We start from the raw sequence: 563 nt of genomic DNA on the forward strand, positions 1-563 counted from the left end.
GTGCGCACTGTGTTGGCGGTATTCTTCTGCTGTTGCGACTGTCGATAGAGACAAACCGATAACGATCGCTAAAACCTGTTTAGATGGCATTTTACTTTCCTAATTTTGCTGATAAATCCGAGATCTGATTGATTTCAGATTAGTACTCATTTGACGTTCTGTTATTGAAACGCGTCTATACACGTTGGAAATAACGTAATTGGGTTGTGTTTGAGTGTTTACGCAAAATAAGGCGGTGCACGCGCAGCGCTGAATACTTCTTCTACATGATGCGAGCGCTCTGAGACATCATCATAATGGGCCCGAGTGTATGACGGCACAGGGATTGCCGGTTGTGCTTTAGCGAGACCATGTTGCGCGCCAGCGAAGAGTTGGCAGTGATGATGGGTATGATGCTCTGGTGTGAGGTCGACTTGATGAAAGATCGAAGCAAAATTCCAGATGATCAGCAAAGCAACACTGAAAAGTACAACAGTGCGATGCCAAGATCTGAAAATGGTTTGCCAAGAAAAGTACATCTGAACGCCTGAAATCCTAACGGGTGTTATAATATAACACTCATT

The 563-nt window shown here is 44.2% G+C and carries 1 protein-coding gene; it reads right to left on the bottom strand.

Annotated elements, in window-relative coordinates; genetic code table 11:
* Nucleotides 1-218: 218 nt before the first annotated feature.
* On the bottom strand, nucleotides 219-518 hold the full coding sequence (locus R7F64_RS24190) for a DUF2607 domain-containing protein (RefSeq protein WP_005454649.1): 300 nt from the start codon (nucleotides 516-518) through the stop codon (nucleotides 219-221).
* Between the last annotated feature and the right edge of the window lie 45 nt (nucleotides 519-563).

The sequence above is a fragment of the Vibrio sp. Vb1980 genome, assembly GCF_033338615.1.
In the GTDB taxonomy this organism is placed as follows: Bacteria; Pseudomonadota; Gammaproteobacteria; order Enterobacterales; family Vibrionaceae; genus Vibrio; species Vibrio alginolyticus.